General features: G+C 30.7%; 31 protein-coding genes. 19 read left to right on the plus strand and 12 right to left on the minus strand.

The features are described 5' to 3' along the window. The first annotated feature begins 13 nt into the window (after positions 1 to 13). Both EU91_RS05720 and EU91_RS09575 read left to right on the plus strand, forming a co-directional pair. Positions 14 to 718, plus strand: coding sequence for an SDR family NAD(P)-dependent oxidoreductase (locus EU91_RS05720; protein ID WP_032524129.1), 705 nt, complete (start codon positions 14 to 16; stop codon positions 716 to 718). A gap of 166 nt (positions 719 to 884) precedes the next feature. Continuing rightward, entirely contained in the window at positions 885 to 1,037 is a 153-nt protein-coding gene (locus EU91_RS09575) for a hypothetical protein (protein ID WP_241433922.1), read from the plus strand. Between the two features lie 148 nt (positions 1,038 to 1,185). On the opposite strand, the gene EU91_RS09580 is transcribed toward EU91_RS09575, so the two are convergent. The 4 genes from EU91_RS09580 to EU91_RS09010 all read right to left on the minus strand — a co-directional run bounded on the left by EU91_RS09580 (position 1,186) and on the right by EU91_RS09010 (position 3,703). Further along, positions 1,186 to 1,368, minus strand: a complete 183-nt coding sequence (locus EU91_RS09580; protein ID WP_241433923.1) for a hypothetical protein — start codon at positions 1,366 to 1,368, stop codon at positions 1,186 to 1,188. Positions 1,369 to 1,445: 77 nt separating this feature from the next. After that, positions 1,446 to 2,621 (minus strand): aminotransferase class V-fold PLP-dependent enzyme, encoded by a 1,176-nt coding sequence (locus EU91_RS05710; RefSeq protein ID WP_032524131.1) that lies wholly within the window; start codon positions 2,619 to 2,621, stop codon positions 1,446 to 1,448. 36 nt (positions 2,622 to 2,657) lie between these two features. Further along, the gene (locus EU91_RS05705) at positions 2,658 to 3,452 is read right to left on the minus strand and encodes a methyltransferase domain-containing protein (protein ID WP_032524132.1); all 795 of its coding nucleotides are present in this window, start codon (positions 3,450 to 3,452) and stop codon (positions 2,658 to 2,660) included. 77 nt (positions 3,453 to 3,529) lie between these two features. Beyond that, positions 3,530 to 3,703 carry a DUF4278 domain-containing protein gene (locus EU91_RS09010; protein WP_071813219.1) on the minus strand — a complete coding sequence of 58 codons (174 nt, stop codon included), beginning with the start codon at positions 3,701 to 3,703 and terminating at the stop codon, positions 3,530 to 3,532. A 255-nt stretch (positions 3,704 to 3,958) separates the two neighbouring features. Between EU91_RS09010 and EU91_RS05700 the strand changes: the two genes are divergently transcribed. After that, positions 3,959 to 4,216, plus strand: coding sequence for a hypothetical protein (locus EU91_RS05700; RefSeq protein ID WP_032524133.1), 258 nt, complete (start codon positions 3,959 to 3,961; stop codon positions 4,214 to 4,216). Positions 4,217 to 4,238: 22 nt separating this feature from the next. On the opposite strand, the gene EU91_RS05695 is transcribed toward EU91_RS05700, so the two are convergent. Next, entirely contained in the window at positions 4,239 to 4,484 is a 246-nt protein-coding gene (locus tag EU91_RS05695; RefSeq protein WP_002805305.1) for a NifU family protein, read from the minus strand. 70 nt (positions 4,485 to 4,554) lie between these two features. On the opposite strand from EU91_RS05695, the gene EU91_RS05690 reads away from it, so the two are divergent. The 3 genes from EU91_RS05690 (at position 4,555) to EU91_RS05680 (ending at position 8,840) form a co-directional block, all read left to right on the plus strand. Then, a complete protein-coding gene (locus tag EU91_RS05690) occupies positions 4,555 to 6,051 on the plus strand; it encodes a malate:quinone oxidoreductase (protein WP_032524134.1) in 1,497 nt (498 codons plus the stop codon). A 55-nt stretch (positions 6,052 to 6,106) separates the two neighbouring features. Continuing rightward, a complete protein-coding gene (gene lepA / locus EU91_RS05685) occupies positions 6,107 to 7,915 on the plus strand; it encodes a translation elongation factor 4 (protein ID WP_032524135.1) in 1,809 nt (602 codons plus the stop codon). Between the two features lie 169 nt (positions 7,916 to 8,084). Further along, on the plus strand, positions 8,085 to 8,840 hold the full coding sequence (locus tag EU91_RS05680) for an ABC transporter permease (protein ID WP_032524200.1): 756 nt from the start codon (positions 8,085 to 8,087) through the stop codon (positions 8,838 to 8,840). Positions 8,841 to 8,842: 2 nt separating this feature from the next. Here the strand turns inward: EU91_RS05680 and trmH are convergent, their stop codons facing one another. Next, positions 8,843 to 9,514 (minus strand): tRNA (guanosine(18)-2'-O)-methyltransferase TrmH, encoded by a 672-nt coding sequence (gene trmH, locus EU91_RS05675; protein ID WP_032524136.1) that lies wholly within the window; start codon positions 9,512 to 9,514, stop codon positions 8,843 to 8,845. Positions 9,515 to 9,610: 96 nt separating this feature from the next. Here trmH and EU91_RS05670 point away from each other — a divergent pair, with 96 nt between their 5' ends. The 7 genes from EU91_RS05670 to EU91_RS05645 all read left to right on the plus strand — a co-directional run bounded on the left by EU91_RS05670 (position 9,611) and on the right by EU91_RS05645 (position 14,060). Further along, on the plus strand, positions 9,611 to 9,814 hold the full coding sequence (locus EU91_RS05670; protein ID WP_032524137.1) for a hypothetical protein: 204 nt from the start codon (positions 9,611 to 9,613) through the stop codon (positions 9,812 to 9,814). A gap of 177 nt (positions 9,815 to 9,991) precedes the next feature. Beyond that, the gene (locus tag EU91_RS05665; RefSeq protein WP_032524138.1) at positions 9,992 to 10,384 is read left to right on the plus strand and encodes a thiol-disulfide oxidoreductase DCC family protein; all 393 of its coding nucleotides are present in this window, start codon (positions 9,992 to 9,994) and stop codon (positions 10,382 to 10,384) included. 2 nt (positions 10,385 to 10,386) lie between these two features. Then, positions 10,387 to 10,623 (plus strand): TIGR03643 family protein, encoded by a 237-nt coding sequence (locus EU91_RS05660; RefSeq protein ID WP_011862445.1) that lies wholly within the window; start codon positions 10,387 to 10,389, stop codon positions 10,621 to 10,623. A gap of 3 nt (positions 10,624 to 10,626) precedes the next feature. After that, positions 10,627 to 10,758, plus strand: a complete 132-nt coding sequence (locus EU91_RS09015) for a DUF2256 domain-containing protein (RefSeq protein ID WP_072012889.1) — start codon at positions 10,627 to 10,629, stop codon at positions 10,756 to 10,758. Continuing rightward, positions 10,755 to 12,245 carry a cryptochrome/photolyase family protein gene (locus tag EU91_RS05655; RefSeq protein WP_032524139.1) on the plus strand — a complete coding sequence of 497 codons (1,491 nt, stop codon included), beginning with the start codon at positions 10,755 to 10,757 and terminating at the stop codon, positions 12,243 to 12,245. The genes EU91_RS09015 and EU91_RS05655 overlap by 4 nt, the downstream gene beginning before the upstream one ends. Positions 12,246 to 12,350: 105 nt before the next feature. Beyond that, a complete protein-coding gene (locus EU91_RS05650) occupies positions 12,351 to 12,530 on the plus strand; it encodes a hypothetical protein (RefSeq protein ID WP_032524140.1) in 180 nt (59 codons plus the stop codon). Positions 12,531 to 12,743: 213 nt separating this feature from the next. Continuing rightward, a complete protein-coding gene (locus EU91_RS05645; protein ID WP_032524141.1) occupies positions 12,744 to 14,060 on the plus strand; it encodes a 16S rRNA (cytosine(967)-C(5))-methyltransferase in 1,317 nt (438 codons plus the stop codon). A gap of 9 nt (positions 14,061 to 14,069) precedes the next feature. Here EU91_RS05645 and EU91_RS05640 read toward each other — a convergent pair whose 3' ends face one another. Genes EU91_RS05640 through petP form a run of 3 tightly spaced genes read right to left on the minus strand, consistent with a single transcriptional unit; the run spans position 14,070 to position 17,021 of the window. Beyond that, a complete protein-coding gene (locus EU91_RS05640; protein ID WP_032524142.1) occupies positions 14,070 to 15,839 on the minus strand; it encodes a transglycosylase domain-containing protein in 1,770 nt (589 codons plus the stop codon). Position 15,840: 1 nt separating this feature from the next. Beyond that, positions 15,841 to 16,788: a chlorophyll synthase ChlG gene (chlG, locus tag EU91_RS05635; protein ID WP_032524143.1), complete on the minus strand. Its 948-nt coding sequence runs from the start codon at positions 16,786 to 16,788 to the stop codon at positions 15,841 to 15,843. Between the two features lie 8 nt (positions 16,789 to 16,796). After that, positions 16,797 to 17,021: a cytochrome b6f subunit PetP gene (petP, locus tag EU91_RS05630; RefSeq protein WP_011375988.1), complete on the minus strand. Its 225-nt coding sequence runs from the start codon at positions 17,019 to 17,021 to the stop codon at positions 16,797 to 16,799. 59 nt (positions 17,022 to 17,080) lie between these two features. On the opposite strand from petP, the gene hisF reads away from it, so the two are divergent. Both hisF and ubiE read left to right on the plus strand, forming a co-directional pair. Next, complete coding sequence (gene hisF, locus EU91_RS05625; RefSeq protein ID WP_032524144.1) at positions 17,081 to 17,851, plus strand: imidazole glycerol phosphate synthase subunit HisF; 771 nt, start codon at positions 17,081 to 17,083, stop codon at positions 17,849 to 17,851. Between the two features lie 45 nt (positions 17,852 to 17,896). Then, a complete protein-coding gene (ubiE, locus tag EU91_RS05620; protein WP_032524145.1) occupies positions 17,897 to 18,598 on the plus strand; it encodes a bifunctional demethylmenaquinone methyltransferase/2-methoxy-6-polyprenyl-1,4-benzoquinol methylase UbiE in 702 nt (233 codons plus the stop codon). Between the two features lie 5 nt (positions 18,599 to 18,603). On the opposite strand, the gene EU91_RS05615 is transcribed toward ubiE, so the two are convergent. Further along, positions 18,604 to 19,089, minus strand: a complete 486-nt coding sequence (locus EU91_RS05615) for a DUF721 domain-containing protein (protein ID WP_241433924.1) — start codon at positions 19,087 to 19,089, stop codon at positions 18,604 to 18,606. Positions 19,090 to 19,164: 75 nt separating this feature from the next. Here EU91_RS05615 and EU91_RS05610 point away from each other — a divergent pair, with 75 nt between their 5' ends. Further along, a complete protein-coding gene (locus EU91_RS05610; protein ID WP_032524146.1) occupies positions 19,165 to 19,914 on the plus strand; it encodes a biotin--[acetyl-CoA-carboxylase] ligase in 750 nt (249 codons plus the stop codon). A gap of 2 nt (positions 19,915 to 19,916) precedes the next feature. Here the strand turns inward: EU91_RS05610 and EU91_RS05605 are convergent, their stop codons facing one another. Together EU91_RS05605 and EU91_RS05600 are read right to left on the minus strand one after the other, a co-directional pair. Continuing rightward, a complete protein-coding gene (locus EU91_RS05605; RefSeq protein WP_032524147.1) occupies positions 19,917 to 20,603 on the minus strand; it encodes an ABC transporter ATP-binding protein in 687 nt (228 codons plus the stop codon). 16 nt (positions 20,604 to 20,619) lie between these two features. Further along, a complete protein-coding gene (locus EU91_RS05600; protein ID WP_032524148.1) occupies positions 20,620 to 22,140 on the minus strand; it encodes an NAD(P)H-quinone oxidoreductase subunit N in 1,521 nt (506 codons plus the stop codon). A gap of 175 nt (positions 22,141 to 22,315) precedes the next feature. Between EU91_RS05600 and topA the strand changes: the two genes are divergently transcribed. From topA to EU91_RS05585, 3 genes are read left to right on the plus strand one after another with little or no spacing between them, the layout of a single operon-like run. Continuing rightward, positions 22,316 to 24,922 (plus strand): type I DNA topoisomerase, encoded by a 2,607-nt coding sequence (gene topA, locus EU91_RS05595; protein WP_032524149.1) that lies wholly within the window; start codon positions 22,316 to 22,318, stop codon positions 24,920 to 24,922. Positions 24,923 to 24,929: 7 nt separating this feature from the next. After that, positions 24,930 to 25,481, plus strand: coding sequence for a hypothetical protein (locus tag EU91_RS05590; protein ID WP_032524150.1), 552 nt, complete (start codon positions 24,930 to 24,932; stop codon positions 25,479 to 25,481). A 20-nt stretch (positions 25,482 to 25,501) separates the two neighbouring features. Further along, positions 25,502 to 26,140 carry a DUF2232 domain-containing protein gene (locus EU91_RS05585; RefSeq protein WP_032524151.1) on the plus strand — a complete coding sequence of 213 codons (639 nt, stop codon included), beginning with the start codon at positions 25,502 to 25,504 and terminating at the stop codon, positions 26,138 to 26,140.

A 26,140-nucleotide genomic window follows, 5' to 3' on the forward strand; every position in this document is an offset into this window, starting at 1 on the left:
TATTTTTAATAAAATGAAAGGCTTAGCCTTAGTTGTAGGCGCAGGTGGAATTGGAACGCAAATAGCTAAAGATCTGAGTGAAAGTGAAAAAGATTTAGATGTTGTTTTGTGTGGAAGAAAAAGTGAATTTAATTCTTTTTGGGAATTGGACATAGAGGATTCTCAATCCCTTTTGCAGTTAAAAAATAAAATATCAAATCATCCTTCAAAATTAAGATTAGTCATTAACGCTACAGGAAGACTTCATAGTGATTCTCTTCAACCAGAGAAAAGATTACAACATCTTGATAAAAAAAATATGATTGAAAGTTTTTCAATAAATGCCTTTTCGCCTATTTTATTAGCTAAAACTATTGAAGAATTTATACCAAAAGATCTTGATTTTAATTTTGCAAGTATAAGTGCAAGAGTGGGAAGCATTGGAGATAATCAAACTGGAGGTTGGTATTCATATAGAGCTGCAAAATCTGCCCAAAATCAGTTTTTTAAATCTTTAAGTATTGAATGGGCTAGACGTTTCCCTAGGGCTACTATCACATTGCTTCATCCAGGAACAGTAGATACTGATTTATCTAGACCTTTTCATAAATTTGTTCCAGAACATAAATTATTTAGTAAAGAAAAATCTGCCCAATTTTTGATCAATATTATTAAAAATCAATCACCAGAATCTACAGGAAAATTTATTGCATGGGACAGTTCAGAGATACCTTGGTAAAAAAATCTTTTTTTATATTAAATAAGGCTGATTGATACAGATTTTTGGGATCTGTTGCTTCAAAAAGAAAAACTTGAAGAAAATATTACTTTATAAATAATATTTTGGAAGACTTAGAAATATTTACTAAATAAAGCATCATAGGAACTTCTACTAGTACCCAACTATGGTAGCCAAAGCAGCTCCTGAATTAACACCAAAAAGAGTTATCGATACAGCTACTGTGAGTTCAAAAAAGTTTGAAGCGGCTATCATCGAGCCTGGACAGGAAATAGAATACTTTTGTCTAAAAAACTTCATTGAAAAAGCAGTTAAATAAAAAATAAAAAGAGTCTGTATTATTAATGGAATTGAAATTAAGATTATATGAATAGGATTTTGTAATATAGATTTTGATTGAACAAAGAATAATAAAAAGACTGTAAGAATTAAAAAAACAACGAATAACTTTTTCTTAAATTATTTAGTTATTTTTTTTCTAACTTGTCGGCCTTCCTCAATATTTGATTCTTTAAAAAAACAAGCGCATCTAATTTTTCTTCTTTTTCTTCAATATTTTTAAATTTCATTTCTGCAATTTCAATAATTGCTTTATTAACATTTTTAAGCGGTTTCTTAATAATTCTTTTGGGAGGTTTAATTGATTCCATTTGAATTATCATTTTCTTTATATTCTCTTTATTTTCTTGAAATGCAAGTGCCTCTTATCAAAAAAATTTCTAATTATTTAATTTATAATTTTTTTAATTTCCTTAGAAAGTAAATCAATCTCTGCTTCTGTAGTCATTTGATGTAAGCATGCTCTAAACCATTTTGGATCTTCTAAAACTCTAATCCAAATTTTTTTTTCTCCAAGTTTTTTCACAAATTCATCCTTATCTTCAATATTTTCGATATTAAAACTAACTATCCCATTTAAATATTTTTTATCTAAAACTAATTCAACTCCGTTAAATTGATTTAATTGATCCCAAAGTTTTCCACTTAATTTTTTGATATTTTTTCTCTTTTCTTTTTTATTGCAGTCTTTATCCAAAAGATCTAGAGAATTACGCAGTCCTGCAAGTAAAGGTATACAAGAGGTAGCTACTTCAAACTTCCTTGCATCATCATGAAAAAGATTATCTGAAGGCTCATAGATTCCTTGTTCTTTTTTTAATGATTTCCAACCAATTATTGTTGGATCTGTTTCATGAATAAATTTATCTGAGACATAAATTGCTCCAAGACCTTCTGGTCCACATGCCCACTTATGAGAAGTTATTGAATATAAATCAGAATAAAAAACTTCTTCTTCAATATTTATGTGCCCAAAAGTTTGAGCACCATCAACAAGTAAATAAGAATCTTCTCGATTATTTTTTAATTCGATAGAAATTTGTTTTAAAGGAATTTTATATCCAAAGTTCCATAAGATATGAGAAATAATTAGGATCTTAGTCTTACTATTTAGATTTTTCAAAATCTCTAAAATTATATTTTCGTCGTTTAGATTTTTAATTTTTTGGATTGGCAAAATTTTGAATATTAATTTATTTCTTCTGCAAAATTCTCGACTTGCAGCCACTACTCCAGGATGTTCACAGTCACTTATTAACAACTCTTCTCCCTCTTCTACTTTTATTCCCCAAAAGGGTAAAATCATACCGGAAGAGATATTTTCGGTAAAAGCTACATTCTTTGAATTGACACCTAATTTTTGCGCAATAATTCTTTTTGTGGTCAATATTTCTTTGTAAATAAAAGGCCACATATCATTGGTAAATGGTCCTAAATCTTGGATAATTTCCCAAGTTTTAACTATTGCTTCTAAAGAAGATTTTGGTAATGGTCCTTGACCGCCATAGTTGAAATAATACTTATTTTTTAATGCGGGTATTTGATCTCTTAGATTATTTCTCATGGAAATTTATATTATATTTTCAAATCTTGAATTTTTTTAAATATTGCCCACTAAAGTTACTGTTCTAAATTCAATATCCTCAATTACTTTCCAAGGTTCAGCGCTCCTTTCTGCAAATTTTAAATTTTTAAATCCTAGTTCTTTAAAATCACTTATAAAATCTGGCTCATACCATGCTCCACTAATACATCCTGTCCATAAATCATGATCATTTTGCAATCTTAAAGGAACTTTTTTGTTAGAGACGATATCGCTAATTGCAATTCTTCCATTATCGTTTAAAACTCTTTTTATATTATTTAGAAGGTTATTTCTAGATTCTGGACTTACCAAGTTTAAAACGCAATTACTTAAAATAATATCAACTGATTTATCTGCGATTAATGGATTTAAATCTTTATCTAATTCATCAAGTTTTTCAATTGAACCTTCTAGAAATTCTGTATTGTTGAAACCTATATTTTTTGTGACTTCTTTAGATGCTGATCTTGATAAAGAAAGCATGTCAGGATTCTGATCAACTCCAATAACTTTCCCTTCTTTTCCAACAATTTGGGCACAAATGAAAGCATTTTTGCCGCTACCACTTCCAAGATCTAAGACTATATCATTTTTTTGAACATATTTTGTTGGATCACCACACCCATAGTCTCTTTCTATAACCTCTTGAGGAATTGCTTCAAGTAAAACAGGATTAAACCCAACTGGGGTACAAAGACAACTTTCTTTTTCTTGTGCGGCTGAGCCATATCTTTCTTGAATCGCATCTTTATGATCGAATTGATTAGGCGCTTTATTCGATGTGTTTGTATTACAGCAACTTTCAGACATATTTTTTAAAGGACTATTGATAAATATAGCCAAAAAAAAAGCCCCTGAAAAAAGGGCTTTTAATTTATTTAATTAAATTATTTAGTGTAATTTACACCTCTGTAATTTAATTCTGCTTTTTCATTACTTGAAGAAGCGTCATCCATTCTGTTGGTGTATACGTTTCTTCTGTAGGTAAGTTCAACAAGTTGCTTTTTAGCAGCTTCTTTGTTTTGAACGTAGTTTTTACCTCTGTAAGTTAAAGTAGTCATGTTTCGATGTGACAACACGGCCATCCCCCGTTCCATGGTATGACTCGAACTGCGCCCTCAAATGAGGGTGAACGAAAAAGTAGCGATTGCTACCAAATTATTATAAGCGAATTTTTAACTGCATGTCTAGCTTTTACAAATAGAAACGAAGATTTAATGTTTTTTTAATTATTATCTTAGGTAAATTTTTTTAAAAATAGTCTCTAAAAAGGTTTATGTTTATATTTGGTTTAATCTTCATGTAACTATTTATTTATGACAGGTTTTTTATATTTCTTGGGAAATACTTTAAGGTGGCCAGTGTTAAAGCCAAAAGAATTTTTTTCACTACATGCTTATTTTTCAATTATTTATTTGATAACTTTTACTTTGAGTAAATATGATGTAAGCCAATCAAATTTAGTTTTTACTTTAGGAATTCTTGCACCTCTTTTAATTGCTATTGGTCAAGGACTTCCAATTGATTGCCTTGATATGGAATCATCTTTGTTGAAGGAATTAAAAGCTAAATAGTATATATTTCAGTTAAAAATTTTTATAAAACCTGGACAACTTCGCTTATTTCAGGAATCATTTCTTTTAACTTTCTTTCAATACCCATTTTTAGAGTCATAGTGCTACTTGGGCAACTACCACATGCTCCTTGAAGTCTGACTTTGACAATTGGACCATCTATTTCTGCAATCTCTACATTTCCTCCATCAGAAATTAAAAAAGGTCTTAGCTCGTCAAGGACTTTTTCTACATTTTCGTTTGTCAGCGAGAGTGTTTCAGTACTCATAATTTTGGATTAACTTTATAATAAGCCTAGAAAGAAATCTGATTAATTGCAAAAAAGATAATTTTCTGTTGTGACTTCATCTAAAAATCCCACTAATGACAATAGCTACTTTGATGCAGTCTTAGTAGGCGCAGGGATAATGAGTAGTACTTTAGCCCTCCTAATTTCAGAAGTTTTACCAGATATAAAATTTCTTATTATAGAAAAATTAAATGCTCCAGGAAGTGAAAGTACTGGCGCTTTTAATAATGCAGGTACAGGACATGCGGCTAATTGCGAATTAAACTATACCCCTTTAGATGAAAAAGGAAATCTAAAAATAGATAAAGCGCTCTCAATAAATCGTTCTTTTGAAATATCCATGTCTTTATGGGCGTCATTGTATGAAGCAGGGAAAATTGATATTAAGAAGTTTCTAAAATTTGTTCCTCATATTAGCTTTGTGTCTGGTCAGGATAATATTTCTTTTTTAAAAAAAAGATTTCAGAAAATGACCGAAAATCCTGAATTTAATAATATGGAATTTTCTACATCTTTTGATGAAATTTCATCATGGGCTCCTCTAATAACAAAAGATAGAAATTCATCTACTCCAATTGCTGCTACCAGAATAGGTAGAGGAACTGATATTAATTTTGAGGCTTTAACTAAAGAGTATTTGTCATTAGTTTCTCTAAACGAAAATGTTGAAATTAGATATAAAACAGAATTAGTAGATTTAAAGAAAATTGATAAAAAACAATGGGAACTAGAAATCAGTTCTGAAGGTAGAAAAACTTCAATTAGAACTGGCTACGTTTTTCTTGGGGCTGGTGGAAAAACAATTAATTATTTACAAAAATCAAAAATTCCAGAAGCAAAAAGTTATGGGGGATTTCCTGTAAGTGGGAAATGGCTTATTTGCGAGAAAAAAGATCTAACAGAAAAACATAATTCAAAAGTTTATGGTAAAGCTGATATTGGATCGCCACCAATGTCTGTGCCTCATTTAGACACCAGATGGATTGATAATAAAAAACTTCTTTTATATGGACCTTTTGCTGGATTTACAACGAAATTTCTAAAACAAAGTTCATACTTTGACTTATTTAGTTCAATTAAAAAGAATAATATTTTTTCTATGTTAGACGTTGGTTTCAAGAACAACGATTTAATTAATTACCTAATATCACAATCATTAAAGAACCATAACTCAAGAGTTGAGAATTTAAAGAATATGATGCCATCAGCTAATCCTTCTGATTGGTATTTGAAGAATGCTGGTCAAAGAGTCCAAATAATTAAAAAAACTGAAGATGGTGGTTCTTTGAAATTTGGAACTGAGATTGTAAATTCAACTGATGGATCATTATCTGCTTTGTTGGGAGCCTCTCCGGGAGCAAGTACTGCGGTTTCAATTATGGTTGAGGTTCTAGAAAAATCTGTTTTATTTTTAAACGATAAGCATAATCTTCAGAAAAAAATAAATGACTTAATTTATCCAGAACTGCCAGTTTCTAAAAATTATAGTACCTTTATAAATGATATTAAAAAAAGAAATAATTCCATTTTTGGTTTCCATCCATAATTCTAATTAGCTAATATTAATCAAGATGTAATAAGAGGAGAATTTTTCTTTCTATATGACTGATATATCGGTTTCAAAAATTAGAAATTTCTGCATAATCGCTCATATTGATCATGGTAAATCTACCCTTGCAGATAGGTTGCTTCAAGATACTGGTACTGTGCAGCAAAGGGATATGCAAGAACAATTTTTGGACAGTATGGATCTTGAAAGAGAGAGAGGAATTACTATCAAGTTACAGGCCGCTAGGATGAAATATAAAGCTGACGATTCTCAAGAATATGTTTTGAACTTAATAGATACTCCAGGGCATGTTGATTTCTCTTATGAGGTTAGTAGATCTCTTCAAGCTTGTGAAGGCGCCTTACTTGTTGTTGATGCAAGTCAAGGAGTAGAAGCTCAAACCTTAGCTAATGTTTATCTTGCTTTAGAAAATAATCTTGAAATAATTCCTGTTTTAAATAAAGTTGATTTACCAGGGGCTGATGCTGAAAAAATAAAACAAGAAATAGAGGAAATTATTGGACTTGATACTTCTAATGCAATAAATTGTTCAGCAAAAACTGGAGTTGGTATTAAAGATATTTTGGAAGCAATCGTAAGAAGAGTACCTCCTCCTCTAGATGAAATTAAACTACCTACAAAGGCACTGATTTTTGATTCTTATTATGATCCCTACAGGGGAGTTATTGTTTATTTCAGGGTGATATCTGGGTCTCTAAATAAGAGAGAAAAAATATTATTAATGGCAAGTAAGAAAAATTATGAATTAGATGAGATAGGAATAATGGCGCCTGATCAGCAGCAAGTTGATGAATTACATGCAGGAGAAGTTGGTTATTTAGCTGCTTCTATAAAATCAGTTGCTGATGCGAGAGTGGGAGATACGATTACTCTTTTAAATTCACCTGCTAATGATCCTTTGCCTGGATATAAGACAGCAAATCCTATGGTTTTTTGTGGCCTATTCCCGACTGATGCTGATCAATTCCCAGATTTAAGAGTATCACTAGAAAAATTACAATTATCTGATGCAGCTTTAAAATATGAGCCCGAAACCAGTAGCGCAATGGGCTTCGGATTTAGGTGCGGATTCCTAGGACTTCTTCATATGGAGATTGTTCAAGAAAGATTAGAAAGAGAATATGACTTGGATCTAATCGTAACGGCACCATCAGTTATTTATAAAGTTAATTTAAATCAGCAGGAACATATCTTTATTGATAATCCTTCTACAATTCCTGATCCACAACTTAGAGAATCAATAGAAGAGCCTTATGTGAAAATGGAAATTTATGCTCCCAATGAATTTAATGGAACATTAATGGGTTTATGTCAGGAAAGAAGGGGAGTATTTATAGATATGAAATACATAACAACAGATCGAGTTACCTTGATTTATGAAATTCCATTAGCAGAAGTTGTTACAGATTTCTTTGATCAAATGAAAAGTAGAACCCAAGGTTATGCATCAATGGAATATCATTTGATTGGCTATAGAAAAAATGACCTTGTTAGATTAGATGTTCTAATAAATTCAGAAAGAGCAGATCCATTAACTTCTATTGTTCATAAAGATAAGGCTTATGGAATTGGCAGAAGTTTAGTTGAGAAATTAAAAGAACTTATTCCCAAACAACAATTTAAAATACCTATTCAAGCATCAATCGGTAGCAGGATTATTGCAAGTGAAAGCATTAGTGCTTTGCGAAAAGATGTTTTATCTAAATGTTATGGTGGGGATATTTCTAGGAAAAAGAAACTTCTAAAGAAACAAGCCAAAGGTAAAAAGAGGATGAAGGCAATGGGTAAAGTTGAAGTCCCTCAAGAAGCTTTTATGGCAGTCTTGAAATTAAACCAGTAATTTCTTTTAATTTAAAATTTATAGCTATTTATTTTTAAAAGAATTGGGTATATTTCATTTATATCTTTAAAAAAAGATTTTGAATATTAACTCATTTAATCGTGTCGGCGCAAATATCAGAAAAGCTGGATTTTTAATTGTACTTTTTTATCTTCTTGTTGTTTTAATAATGAAATTTTTAGAGGCCAATAATTTTTTTGGCTATTCATTTTCAATGTTAAGCAATGATATCTTTGCCGCTCCTTCTCTTAATCATTTTTGTGGCACAGATAGATTAGGAAGAGATGTTTGCTTAAGAACTTTGCAAGGATCATCATTAGCGATAGAAGTTGTATTCTTAGCTATTCTTTTTTCATTAAGTTTGGGTTTGCCATTGGGATTATTAAGTGGATATTTTGGTGGTTTTTTTGATAAATGCCTATCACTAATAATGGATACTATTTTTTCAATACCTGTAATTTTGCTTTCAGTTGTTGTGGCTTTTGTATTGGGTAAGGGTATCCTTAACGCAGCTTTGGCATTGTGTATTGTTTACTCTCCTCAATATTTTAGATTAATCCGAAATCAGACAATATTGGTTAAATCCGAAACTTATGTGGAGGCAGCTCAAGTTGCAGGAGCTGATGTTAAAAAAATTATTTTTAAATATATTCTCCCAAATGTAATAACACCATTGCCTGTTCTGCTTACCCTAAATGCTGCAGATGCTGTTTTGGTATTAGGAAGTTTAGGATTTTTAGGACTTGGTGTTCCTGCAGATGTCCCAGAGTGGGGAAGTGATTTAAATCTGGCTCTTGCCGCTTTACCTACAGGCATCTGGTGGACGGCTTTGTTCCCAGGTTTGGCAATGTTTTTTTTAGTTTTAGGTCTTTCTTTTATAGGAGAGGACCTTGAAGAAATTTTTGATAGTCAAAATTCTGAATAAATTTAGTTATCTGTAATAGGATCAAGTTCTCCTTGATTATTCAACTTTGGATATTCTTTAGCTGATTTTTTATACACCGCAGCTAATTCTGGGTAACACCATTCAAAAAGTGTTTTTTGATATTCATCCTTATTTAAACCTTCTCCATTAGAGGGTAATATACCTTTATTTTTTCTTTGGCGAACAGCTTCAAATAATAATATAGAAGCAGCAACTGAAACATTCAGAGATTGAACCATACCTGTCATAGGTATAAAAATTGATTGATCAACCATTGATATAAGTTCATTACTTAGTCCCCATTTTTCTGCTCCTAAAACAAAACATGTATTTTGAGAATAATCAAAATTTCTATAATCTACTGATTCACTATTAAGAGTCGTTCCATATAATTTAAAACCCTTATTCTTTAAATCAGATATTGCCATGATAGTGTTTTCATAATTATTCAGTTTTACCCATTTTTGACTGCCTTGAGCAGTACTATTAAAAGTCTTAACGGCATTCGTTTTGCTAATAAAATTTGCTTCGAAAACTCCTGCCGCATCACATGTCCTTAATATCGCAGATAAATTATGTGGTTTATTGACATCCTCAACTAAAACGGTCAAGTTTTTCATTCTGCAATCTAAAACACTTTTGATTCGTTCAAATCTTCTTGGCAAAATTGACATTTATAATTTTTTCACACTTTTAAATTATATTCAAAAAATATTGATTACCTATTAAATCTCTTGGTTTATAATAATTTGGTAGTTTAAATTAACTCAATGGCATACATAGAATGGGACTATACAGTAATAACAAGTATGGTAGAAAAACAAGGGTGGGAATTACCTGATCGTGAATCAGAAGAATGGAATAAATTTAACGATGAATTAGGAGAGAAAATGAGAGGTGTTGGACTTATTTTTGAAAAATATTGTAAATTTACTCCTGACGTAGGAGAAGGAGTTCATCTTTTAGATGACTAATCATAAATTGTTTTAAACCATTGATGTATCCCTTAATCAATGGCTTATTAATTTATAAGATAATATAATTTCACTAAATTAGAACTGGCAATTATTAAGGCTTTATAAAGCTTGTACTCTAAAAAAAATTTTTTATTCCACAAAAAAGTTATTTAATTTCTATATTTGAATAAAAATATGAAAAATAAATTAACTTTTTTATTCGATGGTGGTTGTCCACTTTGTTTAAGAGAAACAAATTTTCTTAAAAAAAGAGATACCTTAAATCAAATTGCATTTATAGATATTAATAGTCAGGATTATGATCAAAGTTTTTTTAATGACATCTCATATTCAGAAGCTATGTCAAACCTGCATGGGATTATTGAAAATGGTGAAATTATTAGGGGACTAGATGTACTTGCATATTCTTATGAATTAGTTGGTTTAGGTTGGGTTTATTATCCCTTGAAGATTAAGCTCTTATCTCCATTATTGAGATTGGTTTACAGATATTGGGCAAAATATAGACTTCAAATTACAGGTAGATCCGATATTGAAAAAATTTGTTCCTCACAATGCGAAAAATAAATATGGAAAGTATCGATATAGACAGAGTAATAGAAATGTGTTGGGAAGATAGAACACCCTTTGAAGCTATCGAGTATCAATTTGGTTTAAAAGAGGAAGATGCGATAAAAATTATGCGTCAAAATCTTAAACCCAAATCTTTCAAAGTCTGGAGAAAGAGAGTTTCGGGAAGAAATACAAAACATATGGCCCTTAAAGATTCAACTAGATTTAAATCTACTCATAAAAGAAAATTATAAATTTTGAAAAATCTTTCTACTAAAACTTGTCCTGTTTGCAATAGGCCGTTTGATTGGCGTAAAAAATGGAAAAACTGTTGGGATGATGTTATCTACTGTTCAAAAAGATGCAGTAACAGGAAGTCGCAAAGATGAAACAAGTATCAATTATTTTCCCGAATCAACTTTTTAGAGAAAGCCCAATCTTAAAAATAAATTGTGAAGTTTTGATTTTGGAAGACTCATTATTTTTTGGAAATGATAAATTTCATAAATTAATTAATCATAAAAATAAGTTAGTTTTTCATAGAGCATCTATGCTTGCTTATAAAAATTATTTAGAAATATCTGGCTTTAAAGTTTTATATATCGAAAACAAGAATAATTTTTCTACAGTTGATTACTTATCAGAATTTATTAAAAATAAATATCAGAAAATAAATCTAATTGACCCTCATGATTTTTTAATAATGAAGAGGATTAATAATTTTGTTGAAATTAATAATTTAGCTTTAAATATTTTGCCTTCTCCTATGTTTATGAGCAGTGAAGATTTAAAAGATTTATTTGCATCAAATGCAAAAAAACCTCTTATGGGGAGATTTTATGAGAATCAAAGAAAGAGCCAAAAGATATTAGTTAATCCTGATGATACGCCTGAAGGAGGTAAATGGAGTTTCGATGAAATGAACAGAAAAAAATTGCCAAAAAAAATAAATATACCCGATACACCTAAATTACAAAAAAATAAATTTGTAGTTAATGCAGAAAGGTCATTAGCCAATTTTGATATTGAGTTTATTGGAGAAAGTAATAACTTTTTATATCCAACTAATTTTGAAGAGGCAGATGAATGGTTAAATGATTTTTTTAAACATAGATTTTTCTTATTTGGAGATTATGAGGATGCTATTTCTAAAGAAAATTCTTTTTTATGGCATAGTTTACTTTCTCCTCTTTTAAATAGCGGCTTATTAACCCCAGATGTAGTAGTAAATAAAGCATTACTTTTCGCAAAAAATAATAATGTTCCTATTAACTCTTTAGAGGGTTTTATTCGTCAAATTATTGGATGGAGAGAATTTATTTGCCTCGTCTATAAAAAGTACGGAACAAAGATGCGAAATAGTAATTTTTGGAATTTTGAAGATAAGCCAATTCCAAAATCTTTTTATAAAGGAAATACAGGAATTGAACCAGTAGACGTTGTTATAAAAAATATTATTAAATTTGGTTATTGTCATCATATTGAACGACTAATGATTGTTGGCAACTTTATGCTTCTATGTAGAATTCACCCCAACCAAGTTTATAAATGGTTTATGGAAATGTTTATTGATTCCTATGATTGGGTTATGGTCCCAAATGTTTATGGAATGAGTCAGTTTAGTGATGGTGGTATCTTTTCAACAAAGCCATATATATCAAGCTCTAATTATATAAAAAAAATGTCTAATTTTAAAAGTGGCCCATGGTGTGAAATATGGGATGGATTATTTTGGAAATTTATTAAAGATAATGAAAGCTTTTTTAGAAAGCAATATCGTTTGGCAATGTTAACGAGAAATCTCGATAAAATGTCAGAGGAAAAATTAAATAATCACTTAAAAACGGCCGATAAATTTTTAAGAGATATTAAATAAATTTAGAGTAATAACCTACATTTGTCTTTGAAAAATTAAAAGAATATTATGTTATTAAGAAATATTAAGTAAGGATGTTAACTTAGAAAATATTAGATTTATCTAATGGAAATTGGAAAGCTTTTTTTAAAAAGTAATTCGACGGGAATTATCACTTTTTCTGAATTAGATTGGATAACTACTCATCAATCTAATTTCACTAGATTAGAGGAATCCATAGCAATTAAATTAGGCAGAATGCTTGATGCAGGTTCTATCAATATTGGTTGCCGTTTGAAATCTTGAATAAGTTTTTATTTTAATAATGAAGTATCAAAAAGAGAAAAAAATATTTTTTCGGGAAAGAATCCATTCTTTAAATATCTTTCTTTTTTTAGGATTTAATCTTTCACTTATTTCTATCTTAGGTTTTATTTGGTTTAATTCTGCAATTGAAAAAGTAGTTTAAATTTTTGAATTTTTTGTATATTAAAGTTATCTTTAAAAATAAATTATATTTTGAGCATAGGATATTTACAAAGAAAAGCCGCTTGGGAAATTTTATTAAAAGTTAGTTCTGGTGATTTTTCTGATCATGCCCTTGAAAAGGTTTTAAAAAATTATCAATTTAATCCTCTTGATATAGCTTTTATTACAGAATTATCTTTTGGATGCATAAGGTATAGAAAATTTCTTGATCTCTGGACGGATCATACATCAAAAATTACTCATAAAAAGCAGCCTCCAAAGTTAAGATGGCTTCTACACATAGGTTTATATCAACTATTGAAAATGGATAAAATTCCATTTCCTGCTGCTATTTCTACCACTGTAGAAGTAGCTAAAAACACAGATTTAAATGGTTTAGCGGGGACTGTAAATGCGATATTGAGAAGTGCATCGAGAAAATTAGAACAAAAAATTTTACCGGAATTATCTTCTGATAGAAAAGAAAGAATTTCATATCTTGAATCATTTCCATTATGGCTTGTGAAGGATCTTTATAAATGGGTCGGCAATAGCGAGGGTGAAAATATCATAAAGGCATTTAATAAAAAACCTACAATTGATTTGAGAATTAACCAATTAAAAACTAATTTAAATAAATTTTTGAAGGTACTTCATGAAAATAAAATTGATGCTGAAATTATTAAAGATTTACATAATGGAATTACTCTAAAATCTAATCCAAGATCTATAAAAAATTTACCTGGATATAGTGATGGGCTTTGGACAATTCAAGATAGATCTTCTCAGTGGATAGCACCTCTCTTAAATCCAAAAGAAGGTGAAAAGATTTTAGATGCTTGTGCAGCTCCAGGAAGTAAGTCTACCCACTTGGCAGAATTAACAAATGATAGTGCTGAAATCCTTGCTGTAGATAGATCAGCAAAAAGATTAAAAATACTGCAATCAAATTTAGAAAGGTTAAATTTGAAATCTGTTAATACCCTTAAGGCTGATGCTACGAGTTTGATTGAATTAAATTCTAAGTTTATATCTTATTTTGATAAGATTTTATTAGATGCTCCATGTTCAGGCATTGGAACTCTTTCCAGGAATCCAGATTCTAGATGGTCTTTAAGTAAAGAAAAAATAAAATCTTTAACTTTATTACAGGAAAAACTTTTGGAGAGTATTTTCCCTCTTTTGAAGAAAAATGGTACTTTAGTTTATTCAACTTGCACTATTTGTCCCGATGAAAATAATCTATTAATTGAACGATTTATTGAAAAAAACAAAAATTTAAAATTGGTTAGCCAAAAACAAATTTTACCTAGCTTGGATTATCCTGGTGATGGATTTTATTCTGCAATAATTTCTTATAAATCTTAAAAATATAATTTATTTTTTAATTGGAATTTTATAAATTTCAGATATGAACTTCTTCCATAAATAAGCTGCATTTCCACTAGATAATTCAGATTCCTTGTTATCGTCGTAACCTATCCAGATCCCTGTTGTAAGGTTATCAATTGAACCAATAAACCAGAGATCTTTATTTCCATCAGATGTTCCTGTTTTCCCATAAATTTTCTTTCCTTTTATAAAGGCTGCTTTTGAAGTTCCTTCTTTTACAGATTTTTCAAGAAGTTTATTTATTTTCTCGTTTATTTTTAAATCTAATATTTTCTTGGAAATAGATTTGTTTTCCCAAATAGGTTGTTTTTTAAATGATTCTATTTTTTCTATGATTTCAGGGCTTTGGATCTTCCCATTATTGTTTATTGCAGAATATGCATTTGTGATGTTTAAAAGATTATCTCCGAAGGATCCAATAGCTAATGATGGGAATTCCTCAAACTCTTGCTCGTAACCTAGTCCAAATGAATTCGCTAAATTAATAATATTTTTTAAGCCGATTTTTTTTGTTATTGATATTGGAACGATATTTGATGAGCTTTTAAATGATTCAATCAAAGATATTGAACCTCTATAGTCTTCTGAAAAATTTTTTGGGCAATAACTTTCCCAGCATATTGGTAAGTCTTCAAATTTATCGCTTAATTTTATTCCTTCTATTAATGCAGAAGCATAAGGGATTATTTTAAAAGTAGAACCTAATGGTCTTACAGATGAAATCACTCTATTGTATTCATTAATTGATGGATTTTTGCTGGTTATCATTGCCCTGATTAGTCCTGTGTTTGATTCGATAGATAACAGAGCAAATTCAATTTCTTTAGGCCCAGCATATCTTGATATTTTTTGACCTTTTTCTTGCCAATCTTTGTTGATAGAAGATTTAATTCTTAAAAACTTATAATCATTTTTACTCCCAATTTTTTTATCTGTTTCGTGAAGAATAAAGTTTATAAGTAATTTATCATCTAAAAAATTATCAGCTGTTTGATAATTTAATTTTATTTTTTCTTTAATAGCCTTATTCTTATTTGCAAGAGAAATATATCCATCAATATACATTGATTCAAGAACTTTATTTCTATTTTTAATAGCTAGTTCTAAATCTTGATAAGGTGAATAAATTGATGGGGCTGGAGCTAATCCTGCAATTAATGCGATCTCTGATAATGTCAATTCTTCTATAAATTTTCCAAAATAAACTTGGGCAGCCTCGTCTACCCCGTGTGCTCCTGATCCTAGATAAATATTATTTAAATACAATTTTAAAATTTGATTTTTATCATATCTAAATTCAATTATGAGTGATATAAATATTTCTTTGATTTTTCTTTGAAAACTTAAATCATTATTTAGAAAAAGTAATCTAGCAACTTGTTGTGTAATCGTACTTCCTCCCTCTTTAACATAACCACTTCTAATATTTTGAATAAGGGCGCGTGAAATACTTTTTAAATCTATTCCATTATGTTTATAAAATCTTTTATCCTCAGAAGATATAAAAGCATGTTTAAGAAAAAATGGAATTTTATAATAACTATTATCTATTTCAAATTTGCGGCTTAATTTGCTTATTATCTTATTATCAGAAGATGATATTACATAAGAATAATTGGTGCCCCTTAACTTTTTATTTTTAGATACGTCAACTTTTAAAGTACTAAACATTATACTAAAAAAATAAAAAGATATTCCAGAAAAAATTAATATTGGAATTATTAAAACAAAAGACTTGAATTTAATCTTTTGCACCTTAAGCAACTAAAAAACTATGTCCTATTGCTAAAGCTGTAACTAGCATTCCAGTTATAAGGAACGGTTGGGCACTCGCTTGATATTTGACATCAAACTTTAGAGGATCTCTTAGCAACCACATATCTTGAAATGTAATTTGTGGAATTATCAATAAAACTAAAATTACAGAGGCTAAATTTTGGCCAATAATGACTAATACTATAACCATTGCCAATTGAAAAATGTCAATTAGTCCTGCACTTATTCTACTTGCATTTTTAATTCCAAATACTACTGGTAGAGAATTTAAGCCTAGCTTTGAGTCTCCTTCAACACTTTTGAAATCATTAATAACAGCAATTCCAAGTCCTGAGAGGCTATAAGCAAGTGTTAGTATCGCCGTCACGAGAGTTAATTTCCCAAACAAGGCTTGTCCTGCCCACCAAGGTAAAGCTATATAAGATGCTCCTAATGCGTAATTCCCAAGCCAACCATTCTGTTTTAATTTGAGTGGTGGAGCAGAATATATATAACTAACAAAGGAACCTCCTAATGCCAAAAGTAAGACGGAGGGGAAGCTGTGCTTAGCATATAAATCCAATAGAAAAGCAACTATTAATCCTGCTATAAGTAATACCCAGATTTGTATTTTTACATCTTTAATTGAAATTTTCCCAGAAGGAATTGGTCTATTTGGTTCATTAATTGCATCAATTTCTTTATCAAAAAAATCATTTATGGTTTGGGTATAACCAGCCAGAAGTGGTCCACTCATCAACATACATGCTAATGAAGCTAGAACATTACTAAATGTCCATTCAAAATTCCCACTTGCAGCTGCTCCACAAATGACTCCCCATATCAAAGGGATCCATGTTATGGGTTTCATTAACTGTATACGGAGTTTCCATATACTTGATGTTTCAGAGGCACCCTTAATTCCTAATAGTTGTTTTGGATCATTCACTTTACTCTTTAACCTTTCTCAATTTCTTCTGGGAAAAACCAATTTTGCTCACCATTCTGAAATTTTGCGGTGATTCCAATACTTCTGCCGTCTGTCATTTTATAGCCTGTTATTACGGCTTTAGGATTCGAGGATATTTGATCGATTAATTTAGCTGGTAGTCTATCTTTTACTTTGTTAATGTTAATTTTGATTTTACTACCGATTTTGGGTAATAATTTTGTTTCAGCCATAAGAGGTAAAATGGAAGCTATTATGCAAGATTAACAGCATTTGGACAATTTTTACTAAAATGGTAGCTCTTCGTTTAATTCCTTGTTTAGATGTCGCCCATGGCAGAGTGGTTAAAGGTGTAAATTTTGTTAACTTGAGGGACTCAGGCGATCCTGTTGAATTGGCTTGTATGTATTCTGATGAGGGCGCAGATGAATTAGTATTCTTAGATATAAGAGCTAGTGTAGAAAATAGAAATACATTAGTTGACCTTGTCTCTAGGACCGCAAAATCAGTGAAAATCCCATTTACAGTAGGTGGAGGAATAGATTCTGTTTCTGCAATTAATGATCTTTTAAGAGCTGGAGCGGACAAAGTGAGTTTGAATTCTTCTGCTGTAAGAAGTCCAGATTTAATTTCTAAAAGTTCTAGGGAATTTGGTAATCAATGTATCGTAATAGCAATTGATGCTAAAAGAAAAGTTAATAAGACAGATCAATGGGAGGTATATGTAAAAGGAGGGAGAGAAAATACTGGAATAGATGTATTAAGTTGGGCAAAGAAAGTTGAGGATTTAGGCGCAGGGGAAATTTTGCTTACTTCAATGGATGGTGATGGCACACAGAATGGATATGATTTAAATCTGACTGAAGCTGTTACCAATATTGTTAACATCCCAGTGATTGCTTCTGGAGGAGCGGGTTGTTTAGAAGATATCTATGATGTTTTCAATGAAGGCAGGGCATCTGCCGCACTTTTAGCATCATTACTTCATGATAAGAAACTTTCTTTAAGAGAAATAAAGACTTTCCTCCTCGAAAAAAAACTTCCAATTAGACCATATGAATAAAAAATTTAATTTAATACCAAAAAGAAATAAGTTAAAAATTTAAAAATGAAATTCACAAAAACTATCGAAGTCAAAAATATATTTAATAAAATTTCTTATAAATATGACTTTTTAAATAATCTATTAAGTTTTGGGCTGCACAGATTTTGGAAAAGGAAATTAGTTAATTTATTGGAACCTTTAAATGGTGAAGATTGGGCTGATTTATGCTGTGGAACTGGAGATTTAGCATTCTTAATTTCTAAAAGAGTTAGTCCAAGGGGATCAATTACTGGGATTGACAGTGCAAAGGATATCTTAAATATTGCAAAAAAAAAATCAGAGCTTAAAAAAAATAAATTTGTTAAGTGGGAAGTTAAAGATGTATTAGAAATTAATGATTATTCAAAAAATTTTGATGGAATTTGCATGTCATATGGACTTAGAAACTTGAATAATGTTGAAGAAGGAATAAAAAAAGTTTTTGATCTTTTGAAGGATAAGGGAAGGGCAGGATTTTTGGATTTTAATCACTCAACAAGAAATTCTTTATCCAATATTTTTCAGAAAATTTATTTGAGATTAATTGTAGTATCCATTTCGCGGCTTTTTAATTTAGGTCCAGAGTACGCATATATTGAAAAAAGTATTAGTAATTTTCCAAAGAAAAATGAGCTTATAAATATTGCTAAGGAAGTTGGATTTAAAAAAGCTGAATATAGGACTATTTGTGGGGGACAAATGGGAATACTAATTTTAACTAAATAAAAAATTTAGTTTTTTATTTTTCTCCAACAAAAAGAACACTTTCCCCATCTTTTGATTTCGCCCTCAGGAGTAGGGGAATTACAAATAATACAAATGCACATATTATTTTGATTGATTCTGCTTGGATGGTTTGCCCAAACTATCTTCGCATTAGTAGCTTTAATATTTTTATTTTTAATTTCATAATTTTGTATTATTTTTATTTCATTCAAAGTTATTCCAATTTTCTCGATTCTCTCTTTTAATTTATGCTTGTTATAGATTAAAGCTTGGCGCCACTGTGGATGATTTACTGCAATAGTAAGTATTTTTTTTTCAATATTTAATGGTTTGCATTCTTCAAATAGCTCCAAGCCAATTAAGTTCTTCCATTTTTCTTCGATCTGAGAAAGTTTATCTAAGTCTCCGCAGGATTTTTTGAAATTATCAAGACAATTTTTTAATGGATGTGGATTCCTTCTATTCACTATTGGCGAATATTTTTTGTCCAATTTGTAAAATTTACTTATTAAGACTAAAGTTAATCTAATCTTTAAAAAGATGCTCGTTGTTTTAATAAAAAATTTGTGAAAGTTATTGGACCTGCAGCTAAGACAGTTTTTTATTTAAAAAAAATACAGGGTCAATATCCAACTTGGACACTTCATTACAAAATAAAATGTAAAAGTACCGAAAATGAGCTAACAAACTTGCTTAAATATACTGAAATAAAGAAAAACCAGCCAGTAGCGATAATCGCAAGAGAACAATTCTCAGGGGTTGGCCAAAATTTAAAAACTTGGGTTTCTCCAAAAGGTGGTATTTGGTTAAGTGCAGCTTACCCAATATTTTCAAAAGAATTTGAATGTCAAATATTTAATTTGTCTTTAGGTATTAAGTTATGTGAAATGCTTAGACAAAAGAATATAAATGTTTGTTTGAAATGGCCAAATGATATTTTTTTTGGTTCAAAAAAGTTGATTGGATTTTTACCAAGGGTGATAACAAGAGGGAAAGAAATTAATTATGTAAGGGTAGGAATTGGCATGAATGTTTCAAATTACACTCCATCAGAAGGTATTTCATTATCAAAAGTACTTCAAATTAAGAATATTAATCAATATTATTGGACAGCCAAAGTTCTTAAAGCTTTTTATGATGCAATTGAATGTAATAAGAAGAAAGACTATGTGATTAAATCTGCAAATAAGTTTCTTACTAAAAGTTTTTTACCTAGTGGTTATTGTCCTCATACATGGAAAATTAAAGATATTGATTCCAATGGGAATTTAAGAATTGAAAATGAAACTCAACTGAAAGTAATTAGAAGGTTTTGAATTTAATTAACTATTAATTCAACTATTCTTCCATCCTTAAATTTTGCTATTTTTTTTGCTCGATTTGCAACTTCATCTTCATGAGTAACTAAAACTATAGTTATTCCAGATTCATGCAGTTTGTCAAAAAGATCTAATACATCTTCAGTGGTTTTTGAATCTAGTGCTCCAGTAGGTTCGTCGGCTAACAAAATTGCAGGGTTATTGATAATAGCCCTCGCAATAGCAACTCGTTGTTGTTGACCTCCAGATAATTGGTTTGGGCGATTATTCATTCTTTCTGAAAGGCCAACTTTTTTTAAGGCATTCTTACCTCGCTCTAATCTTTGCTCAGGCTCAATACCAGCATAAATCATGGGCAAAGTTACATTTTCAAGTGCAGTCGCGTCTGAAAGAAGATGAAATTGTTGGAAAACGAAGCCTAATTTTTGGTTACGTATTTCCGCGAGTTCATCATCGGATAAATTCTCAACAGGAATACCATTTAATTTATAAATACCCTCAGATGGTCTATCTAGACATCCAATAATATTCATAGCTGTACTTTTGCCCGAGCCACTAGCTCCCATTACAGCTAAATAATCACCTTTATAAATTTCTAAGTTTATGCTGTCTAAGGCTTTAACAGTTAGATCTTCTTTCCCATATGTTTTAGATATATTTTCTAAACTCGCGACTTTCTTAGACATTTATAGAAGAATTTTTCTAGGAAATATTATTTGCTGTAGCAATAATATCTTTTAAGAAAGGAGTTTCTGAAACTGCTGTGTTAGCTAATTTAAAAAGAGGATTAGAAAGGATTCCTCCAAGAGCTGTTACCGCTACGCAAGTGTAAAGTGCAATTCTCAAAGGCGGCAATCCTACAATTCCCCAATTAATTTCCGGATATGATTTGACTATTTCAGAAGCTTCCTGTGGTTCTTTAACTACCATCATTTTTATCACTGAAATGTAGTAGTAAATAGATATAACTGAAGTTACTAAACCAATTATTACTAATAGATATTGATGATTTGCCCAACCGGCAAAAAACAAGTATATCTTTCCAAAAAATCCCAACATTGGAGGTAAACCTCCAAGAGATAGAAGACAGAGGCTTAAGCCTAATGTAATGAGAGGATCTTTTTGGTAAAGTCCTGAATAATCAAGAATTCTGTCAGAACCTGTTCTCAGCGAGAAAAGTATTACACAAGAAAATGCACCCAAATTCATAAACAAATATGCAGCCAAATATAAAACAGCAGCTGATAAACCATCTTGAGTGCCAGATACTATTCCAATCATTACAAACCCGGCTTGTCCAATAGAACTGTAAGCTAGCATCCTTTTCATTGAAGTTTGAGCTAGAGCTACAACATTTCCTAGAGCCATGCTCAATATGGCCAAAATGGTAAATAAAAGTTTCCACTCTTCATCAAAAGAAGAGAAAGTTGTGCTTAATATTCTTATTGCAAATGCAAAGCCCGCTGTCTTTGACCCAACAGATAAAAAAGCTACTACTGGTGTAGGTGAACCCTCATATACATCAGGAGTCCATTGATGAAAGGGAACAGCAGCAATTTTAAATGCAACTGTTGATAAGACAAAAACAAGAGCTAGAGAAGTAATGAAGGATGGCTTATTGATAATCTCTAAGCCTATTGTCGCTAAGTTTGTTGAACCACTTAATCCATAAAGAAAAGAGGATCCATACAAATAGACAGCAGCAGCAGCTGATCCTACGAGGAGGTATTTTAAGGCCGCTTCTGAACTTCTTGGATCTCTCTTTAGGTAACCCGAAAGTAAGTAGCTTGCTACTGATAAAGTTTCTAGAGATATAAATACACTAATAAGGTCAGTAGATCCACACAAAAGCATTGCTCCAAGGGTGGCTGAAAGAACTATTGCAGCAAACTCACCAATAGGGCTACCACTTTGTTCTGTATACCTCCAACTTATAAGCAAAGATACTAAGGTTGATAGAGAAATTATTGCTCTAAATGCGATTGCCAAATTATCTGAATTAAAGGACCCAAGGAATGCGCTTTCTACGGGATTACTCCATTGCAATGCCAAACTAACAAGAGAGCTTCCAATTGATAAATAGCAAATTATTGGTGCCCATTTAGATGCAGTTTTTTCTCCAGCTAAATCTACAAGAAGTGTCCCAACAATACCTAGTAAAATAAAAGCCTCTGGAATAATGGCTTGAGCATTTAAATTAATTGTAAAGATTTCGTTGGGCACTTTATTAAATTGGATTAAATTAGATGTTTGATTGTAAGGGTCTAAGAGTTAATCTTAACTTGATTATAATTTGTGGGTATGATTTTTGAAATTTTCAGAAGAAATTACTTGAAAAAGCTTCAAATAATCATAATATGCCCTAACTGAACAAAAACACCAATTTTTGAAATAAACCTTGGATCACACACTTGTTATTGTTGAAAGTCCCACCAAAGCAAAAACTATAAGAAAGTTTTTGCCCTCTAATTATGAAGTTCTTGCTTCAATGGGACACGTAAGAGATCTTCCAAAAGGAGCTGCTGAAATACCTGCTGCGGTTAAAAAGGAAAAATGGTCAAGGATAGGAGTTAATACAACAGAAGATTTTGAACCACTTTATATAGTTCCAAAAGATAAGAAAAAGGTTGTAAAAGAGTTAAAAGAAGCATTGAAAGGCGCGACCCAGCTATTACTGGCAACTGATGAAGATAGAGAGGGAGAGAGTATTAGCTGGCATCTCCTGCAAATACTGAAGCCTAAAATACCAACTAAGAGAATGGTGTTTCATGAAATTACAAAAAAGGCAATAAACAAAGCTTTAGATCAAACAAGAGAAATTGATATGGAACTTGTTCAGGCTCAAGAAACTAGAAGAATCTTGGACAGGCTTTTTGGATATGAATTATCTCCTTTACTTTGGAAGAAGGTAGCCCCCAGATTATCTGCTGGTCGTGTTCAATCAGTCTCTGTAAGACTTCTTGTTAGAAGAGAGAGAGAAAGAAGATCCTTTAAAAAAGCTAGTTACTGGGGTATTAAAGCTTCTCTTGTAAAAGATAATATTACTTTCGAAACTAAATTATTTAGTTTAAAGGGTCAAAGAATTTCTAATGGCTCCGATTTCGATGAACAGACCGGTAAATTAAAAAAAGGAAATAACTCATTAATAATTGGACAAGATAAAGTAAATGATTTATTGAAGACTTTTTCCTCAGAGGATTGGTTAGTCTCAAAAATCGAAAAAAAGCCATCCACTCGTAAGCCAGTTCCTCCATTTACAACAAGTACATTACAACAAGAAGCAAATAGGAAGCTTCGTTTGTCTGCAAGAGAAACAATGAGATGTGCACAAGGGCTATATGAGAGAGGTTTCATAACATATATGAGAACTGATTCAGTTCATCTCTCCGAACAAGCCACAAGAGCTGCTAGAGAATGTGTCAGTTCTATGTATGGAAAAGAATATTTATCTAACTCACCAAGACAATTTAATTCAACTGCAAGAAATGCTCAAGAAGCACACGAAGCTATTAGGCCGGCAGGTGAGAAATTTAAAACTCCAAAGGAAACTAATCTAACTGGTAGAGACTTATCACTTTACGATTTAATTTGGAAAAGAACTGTAGCTAGTCAAATGGCGGAAGCTAGGTTAACAATGATTAATGCTGAAATTAGAGTAGGGGATGGATTATTTAAATCAAGCGGGAAAAGTATTGATTTCGCAGGATTCTTCAGAGCTTATGTAGAGGGAAGTGATGACCCAAGTTCATCCCTTGAACAACAAGAAATTATTCTCCCAAACTTAACAACTGGAACATGTCTTGAAGTTACTAATAAGGAATCTACTTTTCATGAAACTAAACCTCCTGCAAGATATACAGAAGCCGCATTAGTTAAAGTACTTGAAAAAGAAGGGATTGGAAGACCTTCTACCTATGCCAGCATTATTGGGACCATAGTTGATAGAGGTTATGCGAATATATCTTCAAATACTCTAGCTCCAACTTTTACAGCTTTTGCTGTTACTGCTCTATTAGAAGAACATTTTCCTGATCTGGTTGATACTACTTTTACTGCAAAAATGGAGTCTTCATTGGATGAAATATCTTCAGGCAATCTTGAGTGGCTACCATACCTCGAAACTTTCTATAAAGGTAAAAATGGTTTGGAGGTAAAGGTTCAGAAAACAGAGGGTGATATTGATGGTAAAGCTTATAGACAAGTTGATTTCGAAGACCTTCCTTGCGTAGTCAGAATAGGCTCTAATGGACCTTGGCTAGAGGGTACAAAAATTGATGAATCTGGTAATGAAATTCAGGCTAAAGGTAATCTTCCAATGGATATTACTCCTGGAGATTTAGACATAAAACAAGTTGATCAAATCTTAAGTGGCCCATCGGATCTTGGAACTGATCCAAAAACTGGGGAAAAAGTCTTTTTAAGATTTGGCCCTTATGGACCTTACGTTCAATTGGGAAATAATGATCAAGATAAAGCTAAACCAAGAAGAGCTTCATTACCCAAAGAGTTGAAAACTGATGATCTAACTCTAGATGAGGCTCTTGTACTTTTAAGTTTGCCTAGATTGTTAGGAGTTCATCCTGAAGGAGGAGTTGTTGAGGCTGATAGAGGAAGATTTGGCCCGTATATTAAATGGATTAAAAATGAGAATGAATCTGAAAACAGATCCTTAAAGAAAGAGGATGATGTTTTTACAGTTGATATAGAACGAGCATTAGAAATTCTTGCGATGCCAAAAATGGGTAGAGGTGGTCAAGAGGTACTTAAAGACTTTGGAAAACCGAAAGAATTTAAAGAAAAAATTCAAATATTAAATGGAAGATATGGCGTCTATTTAAAATGTGGCAAAACTAATGTTTCGATTGCTAAAGATACTGACATAGAAAAATTTACTATAGATGACGCAGTATCTCTTTTAGAAGAAAAACTAAAAGATAAAAATGGTGCAATTTTAAAAAAAACAAAAATTAGCAATAAAAAAACTATAAGGAAAAAGAAAAATTAGAAAAAATATGTTTTTTAAAAAAAAAGAATTTTTTTTATTAGTTTTTTTAATTTTCTTGCAATCATGCTCTGGAGGAAGGATTGGAAATTTTCTTGAAAGTAGTTTTAATGATTTAGAAAAAACTAGCAAAAATCAAGATTTACAAAATTACTTTTTAAATAAAAACGATATAAATGTAGAAAAAGAAAACAAAAAAATTAAAAAAGTAGAAAAACTAAAAAATGTTCCTGAAAATAAAAACGATATAAATATAGAAAAAGAAAAAAAAATTAAAAAAGTAGAAAAACTAAAAAATGCTCCTGAAAATAAAAACGATATAAATGTAGAAAAAGAAAACAAAAAATCTGATAATAAAAAAAATAAAAAAATTAAGAATCTTTCAAAAAAAAGAAAAAATGATCTTCAATCTTACAAAATAATATTCATTTTAAAAGATGTAGATCCAAAAGATCCCACTGAAGAATTGAGTTCCATATTGAGAAATTCTGAGGTAAATTTTGAAATAGAAAAGATTGAACGTTACTTAGATTCAAAAAGTAAAAGTATGAATAAAAATTAATTAAAAATATTCAACAAAAAATGAAAATAACAACAAAAACTGAAGCATTAAATATTGTCGAGACCTCTTATTTAGCATCTCTTTCGTCTTTATTATGGGTTGCATTATATTACCTGCCAATTGGGGGAGCTTTATTAAGGTTGATTTTACCCCTCCCAATGATCTTGTTGCACTTGAGAAGAGGAACTAAAATCGCATTGGAAGGACTTCTAATACAATTTCTACTTTTATTCATAATTATGGGTCCTGTTAGAGGAACTTTATTTTTATTTCCTTATGGGATCTTGGCTTTTTGGTTAGGTTGGTGTTGGTTTAAAGAAAAGAGTTGGAAACTTAGTTTAACTGGGGGAGTTGTTATTGGAACCCTTGGCTTCTTAATAAGAGTAATAGCATTATCAACGTTGGTTGGAGATAATCTTTGGGTGTTAATTACTAGAGCGAGTTATGGTCTAATAGAGAAGTTCATTGGATTATTTAATTTAGCTTTATATCCCTCAATTTTGAGTATACAAATAGGTGCAATTTTATTAATAATTTTTCAAGAAATAGTTTATGTTTTAACTGTACATATAGTTGCCTATTCTCTGTTTCCTAAATTCAAATTAACCATCCCAGATCCTCCAAGATTATTAAATAGCTTAGTTGATTTTAAAAATTAA

It is taken from the genome of Prochlorococcus marinus str. GP2, from assembly GCF_000759885.1.
In the GTDB taxonomy this organism is placed as follows: Bacteria; Cyanobacteriota; Cyanobacteriia; order PCC-6307; family Cyanobiaceae; genus Prochlorococcus_A; species Prochlorococcus_A marinus_J.